We start from the raw sequence: 8518 nt of genomic DNA, 5'->3' as shown, positions 1-8518 counted from the left end.
GTCGTGCGACGGTTCCCGTCCGACACAGCGGTCCGACACAGCGGTCCGACGGAGTTGTCCGATCGAGCTGTTCGATGGAATCGTTCGATCGAATCAGCCAACCGGGTCAGTCGATGACCTCGGGCTCCGTGCCCGCGTCCAGCCAGTCGGAATAGGAGTTCCCGGTCACCTGCTCAAGGAGGGCGATGTCGCCGACGAAGTACGGCAGGACGGCCCGGCGCTGCGCCGGGGTGAGTTTCGGCCGTCCACCCGAACTGCGCTGCAGCGCGGTCAGCAGAGGTCCGCGGAAGACCTTGCGCACCGGCACCGGGAAATACTGGCCGATCCTGCCACCGTTGCGCAGCAGCGCCCGCAGGACGGTGTTCAGCGGGGTGTCCGCGACATAGGAGGAGACGTTCTCGGACGGGACGACGTCGAGCACGCCGGTGGAGACCTCCAGGAACTCGCAGACCTGATCGAGGGTGGCCGCGGGGGAGTCCCGCAGGTCGCGGTAGCGCAGCAGGAGCACCTGCTCGCGGGCGAACAGGGTGTACAGGTGCTGGATCTGCTCGCCGTAGCGGCCCTGGGAGACGTAGTGCCAGAAGTCGGCCCAGCCCGCTGCCTTGCGGGGCTGCTCCAGCGCGCACGCCCGCACGAAGTCGCGTTCGGGCTCCAGACCCGCCGCCCACAGGTGGGTCCAGTTCGAGTGCGCCCGGTCCACCGGGTTACGCAGGAGCACGACCAGCTTCGCCTTGGGGAGCAGGCGCTTGATCCTGGCCTGCGCGTCGAGGTCGTAGAGGTAGAACGGAGTGGCCTCGCCGCGCAGCGTGCCGTGCGGCGCCGTATTGAACAGCGCTTCGTAGTCCTTACGCTTCCAGACGTGCTCCTGGTAGGTCTGGGCGTCGCCGGGCCCGCCCTGAGCCGGCGGCGGGCCGTCACTGAGGAAGAACTTCGGTTCCTTTACCGTGGAGAGGAACAGCTGGGGATGCCGGGTGAGCGCAGCGTGCAGCGCCGTGGTGCCGGCCTTGGGAACCCCGAGGATGAAGAAGTCGGGCAGGGACATCTCCCGGGAACCTCCAGCAATGTGATCGATCGATGCCCGATGCGTACGCGGTTAGAGCACGTGGGCAGTACCTACGTCCATAGTCGACCTATTCGGTGGAGAAGTCGCGCAATCCGTCCCGTCCGACCGGACCGTCCGCCCGGAACTAATTCGATCAAAAGGACCAATCGAACGAGCGGACCTACCGAATCGCCCGGACCGACCGAGCGGACCGGATCGAGCGGATCGAGCGGACCAACCGGACCGTCTGACCGGGTGGAGCGCAGGTCAGCGTCCGGTTCGTTTCGGCCGGCTGACGCTGTTGCCGAACTCGTCGATGAGACCGGCGCGTCGCAACGCGTCGGCGAGAGCACCGTCGGGCACGTCATTCGATCCGCCGCGGCGGGTGCGGGGCTGCGCCCCGCCGGACCGTGTTCCGCCGGATCGTGCTCCACGGGGTTGCGTTCCGCGGGGCGCACCGGAGGCGGTGGCGTTGCGCTCACGGGGCGTTGCCGACGGTGCGGCGCCTCGCTCACGGCGGCGTCCCGCACCCGATGACGCGCGCTGGTCGGCACGGCCGGCGTCGGCGTCGGCGTCACCGTCGAGCCGCAGCGTCAGCGAGATGCGTTTGCGGGCGATGTCGACATCGAGCACCTTCACCCGGACGATGTCGCCGGGCTTGACCACCTCGCGCGGGTCGGAGACGAAGTTCCTCGACATCGCCGAAACGTGGACGAGGCCGTCCTGGTGCACCCCGACGTCGACGAACGCGCCGAACGCGGCGACGTTGGTGACGACACCCTCCAGCACCATGCCGGGTGTGAGATCGGCGAGCGTCTCCACGCCGTCGGCGAACGCCGCGGTCCGGAACGCCGGGCGCGGGTCGCGGCCCGGTTTCTCCAGTTCCCTGAGGATGTCGGTGACGGTCGGCAGGCCGAAGGTGTCGTCGACGAAGTCTGTGGGCCGCAGGGCTCGCAGTGTCGAGCTGTTGCCGATCACCATCGTGATGTCACTGCTCGTAGCCGTAAGGATCCGGCGTACCACCGGATATGCCTCCGGGTGCACACTGGAGGCGTCCAGCGGATCGTCACCGTCGCGGATGCGCAGGAAGCCGGCGCACTGCTCGAACGCCTTCGGGCCCAGCCGGGAGACGTCGGTGAGCGCCCGGCGGGAACGGAACGGGCCGTTGGCGTCGCGGTGGCGCACGATGTTCTCCGCGAGCCCCTCGCCGATGCCCGACACGCGCGTCAGCAGCGGCACCGAGGCGGTGTTGACATCGACGCCGACGGCGTTGACGCAGTCCTCCACCACCGCGTCCAGCGAACGCGACAGCTTGACCTCGGACAGGTCGTGCTGATACTGGCCGACCCCGATCGAGCGGGGGTCTATCTTGACGAGCTCTGCCAGCGGATCCTGCAGCCGGCGTGCAATGGACACCGCGCCGCGCAACGACACGTCCAGCTCGGGCAGTTCCCGCGAGGCATAGGCGGACGCGGAGTACACCGAGGCGCCGGCCTCGGACACCACGACCGTGGTGAGCTTGAGCTCCGGGTGCCGCTTGGCCAGATCGCTTGCGAGCCTGTCGGTCTCACGGGAGGCGGTTCCGTTGCCGATCGCGACGAGTTCAACATTGTGGATACGCGCGAGCCGGGCGAGGACGGCGATCGACTCGTCCCAGCGTCGCCGCGGCTCATGCGGATAGATCGTCTCGGTCGCCACCACCTGGCCGGTCGGGTCGAGCACCGCGACCTTCACGCCGGTACGTAGGCCCGGGTCGAGCCCCATGGTCGCCCGCGCGCCGGCGGGCGCCGCGAGGAGGAGGTCCCGCAGGTTTACGGCGAACACCCGGACCGCGGTGTCCTCCGCCACCTGCCACAGGCGCATCCGCAGGTCGATGTCAAGGTGGACGAGGATCCGGGTGCGCCATGCCCAGCGCACCGTCTCCAGCAGCCAGCGGTCGGCCGGACGGCCGTTGTCGGCGACGGCGAAGCGCTCGGCGACGGTGATCTCGTAGCTGCTGGGCTGCGCCGTCTGCCGTGGCACTGTTGCTGTCTGCCCGCCGGTGGCGTCTCCGTCGGCGGCCTGGCCGTCGGCGCCGTCTGTGTCAGCGGCCTCCGGTTCGAGGGTGAGGTCGAGGACCTCCTCCTTCTCGCCGCGGAACAGCGCCAGGATCCGGTGCGAGGGCAGGGTGGTGAAGGGCTCGGCGAAGTCGAAGTAGTCGGCGAACTTGGCGCCGGCCTCCTGCCTGCTCTCGCGTACCCGGGAGGTGAGCCGGCCCCGCGACCACATCCGCTCACGCAACGTCCCGATCAGGTCCGCGTCCTCGGCGAAGCGCTCGACCAGGATGGCGCGCGCACCATCCAGAGCGGCGGTCGTGTCGGCGACCCCCTTGTCGGGGTCGACGAAGGCGGTGGCGGTTGTCTGCGGATCCTGCGACGGATCGGCCAGCAGCGTCTCGGCGAGGGGTTCCAGACCCGCCTCCCGGGCGATCTGGGCCTTGGTGCGGCGCTTGGGCTTGTAGGGCAGGTAGATGTCCTCCAGGCGGGCCTTCGAGTCGGCCGCCATGATCTGCGCCTCGAGCGCGTCGTCCAGCTTGCCCTGGGAGCGGATCGACTCGAGGATCGTCGTGCGCCGGTCCTCCAGCTCACGCAGGTAACGCAACCGCTCCTCGAGGGTCCGCAACTGCGCGTCGTCGAGCATGCCGGTCGCCTCCTTGCGGTAGCGGGCGATGAACGGCACGGTGGCCCCGCCGTCGAGCAGGTCGACGGCCGCGGTCACCTGCCCCTCACGCACGCCGAGCTCCCCGGCGATCCTGCGATGAACCGACGTCGTCACGATCTCGATCCGCCTTCGTAGCTGAGGTCTGAGAGGTGTCGGTGACCAGCTTGCCTGACCACCGGGCCCACCGACGCATCAGCCCCGTCTCATCAGGTCCGGATCAGTCCGAATCACTATTGATCAGTCTGGATCAGTCCGGACTGTCCGGATCAGCCCCCGTCCAGCCGGGATCGGCGGGACTTCCGAAGATCGGAAAGAGCCCGTCCGTGGGGATGACGACCCCCACACCGGCTTGCGCGCAAGCCGTGTAGAGTCTTGGTTCGTTGCAGGTCCGGGTGGCGGAATGGCAGACGCGCTAGCTTGAGGTGCTAGTGCCCTCTAAGGGCGTGGGGGTTCAAGTCCCCCCTCGGACACCAAAACGGTCACGTTTGAACCCCGGTCCCGGTTGGGTCCGGGGTTCGTCGTGTCGGCGGGAAGTGGGCCGTGCGGGCGCTGTATGGCGTCCGTGGGCCGCACCAGTTCCAGACCGGCACTTTCGCCGGTGTACCGCCCCCGACCCCTACCGGGGCGGGAACGGGTTTCGATCTTCGTGTCTTCGCTGTTCTTCGCCTCCGTCGGCCGTGCGGCAAGATCAGGGGCGAGGAGGTGGGCGAAGCCTTCGGTGAGGTCCGCGCCCTGCACCTGGTCGTTCATGATCCAGAAGTGGGCGAAGACGGCTTGGTTGAGCTGTCGGCGGACATCGGGTGGAGCACTGAGGTACAGCCGGTGCGCGTTGGCGCACAGCAGCAGTGCCTCCTCGACCACCTTCATGACGGCCTCGATCTCGGTCGAGCACTGGTCGATGACCTGCTGTGCCTGGGCAAGCTCGCGGGTGATGCGTTCCTGTTCAGACTTCAGGTGTTCGAGCGAGATTGCATCGGCGTAGCGCATCTCGATCAGCTTGAGTTGTTGGTTTTGCAGCGCCTTCTTGCGCTTCTCCTGTCTGTCGAGTTCGGTCCGGTTGCTGTGTTGACGGCTCACCAGCGCGGCCATGACCTGTTCGCGAATGGCCACGATGCGGGGTCCACTGAGCTGGACGCGGGACCAGTAGTCCGCGACAGCCGCTTCAACGTCACTGATCAGGATCGTTGACTGTGTGCAGTCCTCCTTCTTCGCACGGCCAAGGCAGTAGAAGTACGGGTAGACCGTGCCCCAGCGGTTTCGAGCGTTCATGACCCCGAACCGACCACGGCACCGACCGCAGAAGATCGAGCCCTTCAAGTAGTGCGGGTGCTTCTGGACCTTCTCCCGCGCCGCAGCGCGGGCGGTCCGAACGGCTTGCACCTGCTCGAAGGTCACCGTGTCGATGAGCGCCGGATGCCGGCCCTCGTAGTAGATGCCCTCGTACCTGACGAAGCCGGTGTAGTAGCGGTTGACGAGCATCTTGTCGATGTGCTGGTAGCGCAGCGGTCGTTCCGGGAGCTTCTTGGTGGCCGGGATACGTAGCCCTCGACGGTTGAGCTCGTCGGTGAGCTGGCGCATGGTCCACTCGCCTGTGGCGTAGGCGCTGAACATCCATTGGATGAGCGGTGCGCGCTCGGGATCGACGGCAACCGTGCGAATCTCGCGGCCGTCGATGCGTTCGCGGACGTTGCGGTAGCCGAGAGGCGCGTGGCCCGGCGTGCCGCCGGACTTGGCTTTCTGCCTCATACCCTTCTTGGCTTCGGTCGCCAGGTTGGCGGAGTAGAACTCGGCGATGCTCGCCATGATTCCGTGCAGGAGCTTGCCCGAAGGCGTCTCGTCGATGTTCTCCTTGGAGGAGACGAACTTGGCTCCGGCCTTGCGGACAGCCATGTTGATGAGCACGTCGTCTTCTCGGTTGCGGGCGAGCCGGTCAACCTTGTCCACGATGACGTAGCTGATAACGCCCAGTTCGCGGATGAAGCCGAGCATTGCTTGCAGTTCGGGGCGGTCGGCAGTCTTGGCGGACTCAGCCGCGTCTACGAACTCGGCCACGATGACCGCGCCGAGTTGTTCGGCCTTCTTCTGGTTGGCGTCGCGTTGGGCCGCGATGGACAGGCCCTCTTCGTCGTAGCCGGTTTCTGTCTGCGCCTTGGTGGACACACGCAGGTAGCTGACGGCGAACTTGGTGTCTTCGGGGAAGGGCTGTGTCGGGTCGAGGAGTATGCGCATAGTGTCGCCTCTCGATGGTCGGTGACTGGACGGTGAGCGGGTTCAAGACTGGCTCCTTTCGGGTTGTTGGAATTGGGAGGGAGCGCATCCGGTGTGCTGGAGGCCCGCGTTCACGGCGCTTAGGTCGGCGGGTCATGTAGCAACCTCTAGGTCGTGGTCTTTGACGGCAAAGTTGACGGCAACGCATCCGAGTTTCCATATACGTCTACGGACTTGCATGACCCGATCTACAGAGGTAATATGATTGTTTACGGTGTTCCGGATGGGCCTTTTAAGCCACGTGTCCTGGGTTCGAATCCCAGTGGGCCCTCCAGATGTAGGACTTACCATTCGTCGGTAGATTTGCCGGCCTGACGGCAGTCGTTGACGGCTACCAGCTTCACCTTCCGCAAACTGTTGCGAGAAGAGGTAGTTTTCAACCTTCTCCAATGCATTTCGCTTGTTACTCAGGCTTACGTGTTGGTAGATGCGAGTTGTTGCGACGCTGCTGTGCCCAAATATCGCTTGCGTGTCGCTCGCGGGAACGTTGAGATCCTTTTGAGCAGTCCCATTGGTGTGCCGCAGTTCATGAAGTTTGATTCTGCGGATTCCGTGCTTTTCGATGATGCGATGGAACGAGCGGTAAAGGTTGCGCGGCTCAATCGGGTTTCCAGTCCGGGTCGTGAAGACAAGATCGTCCTTTGTTCCTGCCCCCAGCCAGTCGGCGCCAGCAGCCAAACGGGCAGCTTCCTGCTTAGATCGCTGCTTCATCAGCACGTCACGTGCTGTTGCCAACAGCGGTTCGTCGCGTTCGCTGGAGTCGGTCTTTAGCTCTACCTCTTGGAGCTTTCCATCAATTCGTTGTATCTGCTGTCTGATGCTTAATATTCCCTTCTCGAAGTCGATGTCGCGCCATCGAATACCGAGCACCTCGCCCCGACGCAGGCCGTACAGTACGGTCAGAACGAGGGCATGGTACAAGGGGTCTGATTGCGCTGCGCTAAGGAAAGTAATGGTCTCTTGAGCCGTCCAGTATTGTGCCTCCTTCGGCTTGTACTGCGGCATCTCCGCCAATCGCGCTACGTTGCGAAGTAGAAGCTCTTGCCTCATGGCATGTGTCAGCGCCGCGCTGAGGACTTTCTTTGCTTGGTACACGGTGTTCCGTGAAGCGCATTCGGCGAGTAATTTCTTGTAGAAATCCTCCACCATTCGCACTGAGAGCTGCTGTAGTGACTTCCTACCAAGCGTAGGCTTTAGATGGAGGCGAACGACTACTTCGTATCGCTTGTGGGTGTTCGGTCGCCGTTCGGCGTTTACGGCACGGTCAAGCCAGTAGTCCAGATACTCGGCAAGCTTCCAGGTACGGTCTGGCAGTAACATGCCTTGTCGCGCCTGCGCGAGCGAGGCGGTTAGCTTTTCATGTACCTCTTTGCGTGTCTTGCCATAGACGCGGAGGCGCTTGACGTTCCCGCTAATCGTTCCTAGGTAGGCTGCGCCCTCCCATCTGCCGTCCTTGCGTTTATAGATGCTCCCTTCGCCGTTCGCGTTTCGTCGTGCCATTACGCGGTCGCCTCGATGGTTAGCTTCTCGACCAAGGCGCGGATGGCGCTTCGTGGGATCAAGCGGCGACTGCGCAGCTTGACACTGGCGAGCTGGCGTGAGTGGATGTACTGATAGAGAGTCCACTTACTGACACGCAACTCGGCACAGGCTTCTGCGACGGTGAGCAGCTCTTCGGCGCTTTCGGCCGCGGCTCGGAAGTAAGTTGGTAGATAGCTCTTGGTCATAAGATTCCTCCTTGCGCCGCTTGTGGGTAGGTGATAAAAGTCTGCCCCGTCGACTCTTTTCTGAAGTAGCTGCTAATAGGTTGACTTAGCTCGCGGTGGTGGGCCGTCCGCGGTTCGCCAATCCCTGTTTGTTGGAGTCGCACCGAGATGGCAGCCTCGGAGACATTGAAGAGGGCCGCGAGGGCTGCTCGATCCTGGATGCCATTTGCCCAAGCCTGCTTGAGCCAGTTGCGTGGCACCAGGAGGCAGCCGGCGAAGTAGTCGCAGATACGCTCGATAATTCGTTCGCGTTCGGCCTCTGCGTCACTGAGGTTGCTGTAGAGAACTTTTGCGAAAGGATGATCGAGTATGTGCTTAAGTTCGTGGCTGAGTGTGAAGCGGCGGCGTGTTGTGCTGTCACTGCGGTTGACTACGATAAGCCAGCGCCCCTGGCTCCATTGCGAGAAGCCAGAGATGCCGCCTTTATGTAGGTTAGGCTCTACGCGCACTTCGATACGCGGCAGCTCGGCTATAAGGCCAACGTCCACGGCTGGCCTGTGCTGCCCTAGTAGTTCAAGCAAGATGATCGCTTGGCGCTCTGCGAGACTTTTCGCTTCACGTTCGGTAAGTGGTCGCACCGGGACCAGCGCCCGAAGCTGTCGGATGATTGATGTTGTCTGTACTTTCATTGTTTCCTCTCTTATTCGTCCGGCTGTACGCCGTCATATTTGTTGATGATGTCTTGTATTTCTTGCGCCGCTTCGCTTAACGCCTCTCCTCGGAGTCCATGTTTGGCTCTTAG

The 8518-nt window shown here is 63.9% G+C and carries 6 protein-coding genes and 1 tRNA gene; 1 reads left to right on the top strand and 6 read right to left on the bottom strand.

Going from position 1 to position 8518, the window contains the following annotated elements; translation table 11 throughout:
• Positions 1 to 106: 106 nt before the first annotated feature.
• Both DD1DGNOD_RS17180 and DD1DGNOD_RS17175 read right to left on the bottom strand, forming a co-directional pair.
• Positions 107 to 1042, bottom strand: a complete 936-nt coding sequence (locus DD1DGNOD_RS17180; protein WP_131767481.1) for a sulfotransferase family protein — start codon at positions 1040 to 1042, stop codon at positions 107 to 109.
• A gap of 267 nt (positions 1043 to 1309) precedes the next feature.
• Entirely contained in the window at positions 1310 to 3859 is a 2550-nt protein-coding gene (locus tag DD1DGNOD_RS17175) for a Tex family protein (RefSeq protein ID WP_430827825.1), read from the bottom strand.
• A 269-nt stretch (positions 3860 to 4128) separates the two neighbouring features.
• Between DD1DGNOD_RS17175 and DD1DGNOD_RS17170 the strand changes: the two genes are divergently transcribed.
• Positions 4129 to 4215, top strand: a tRNA-Leu gene (locus DD1DGNOD_RS17170).
• On the opposite strand, the gene DD1DGNOD_RS17165 is transcribed toward DD1DGNOD_RS17170, so the two are convergent.
• The 4 genes from DD1DGNOD_RS17165 to DD1DGNOD_RS17150 form a co-directional block, all read right to left on the bottom strand.
• Positions 4178 to 5971: a recombinase family protein gene (locus DD1DGNOD_RS17165; protein WP_131770610.1), complete on the bottom strand. Its 1794-nt coding sequence runs from the start codon at positions 5969 to 5971 to the stop codon at positions 4178 to 4180. The two genes, DD1DGNOD_RS17170 and DD1DGNOD_RS17165, sit on opposite strands and share 38 nt — an antisense overlap.
• A 132-nt stretch (positions 5972 to 6103) precedes the next feature.
• Positions 6104 to 7330, bottom strand: coding sequence for a tyrosine-type recombinase/integrase (locus tag DD1DGNOD_RS17160; RefSeq protein ID WP_283234715.1), 1227 nt, complete (start codon positions 7328 to 7330; stop codon positions 6104 to 6106).
• 179 nt (positions 7331 to 7509) lie between these two features.
• Positions 7510 to 7737: a helix-turn-helix domain-containing protein gene (locus DD1DGNOD_RS17155; protein WP_131770608.1), complete on the bottom strand. Its 228-nt coding sequence runs from the start codon at positions 7735 to 7737 to the stop codon at positions 7510 to 7512.
• Positions 7734 to 8405: an ImmA/IrrE family metallo-endopeptidase gene (locus DD1DGNOD_RS17150; RefSeq protein WP_131770607.1), complete on the bottom strand. Its 672-nt coding sequence runs from the start codon at positions 8403 to 8405 to the stop codon at positions 7734 to 7736. The genes DD1DGNOD_RS17155 and DD1DGNOD_RS17150 overlap by 4 nt, the downstream gene beginning before the upstream one ends.
• Positions 8406 to 8518 lie beyond the last annotated feature (113 nt).

Origin of the sequence: Candidatus Protofrankia californiensis (genome assembly GCF_900634765.1) — a bacterium.
Taxonomy (GTDB): Bacteria; Actinomycetota; Actinomycetes; order Frankiales; family Frankiaceae; genus Protofrankia; species Protofrankia californiensis.
The sequence above is the reverse complement of the archived record's forward strand: the minus strand, read 5'-3'. Positions and strand labels throughout refer to the sequence as shown.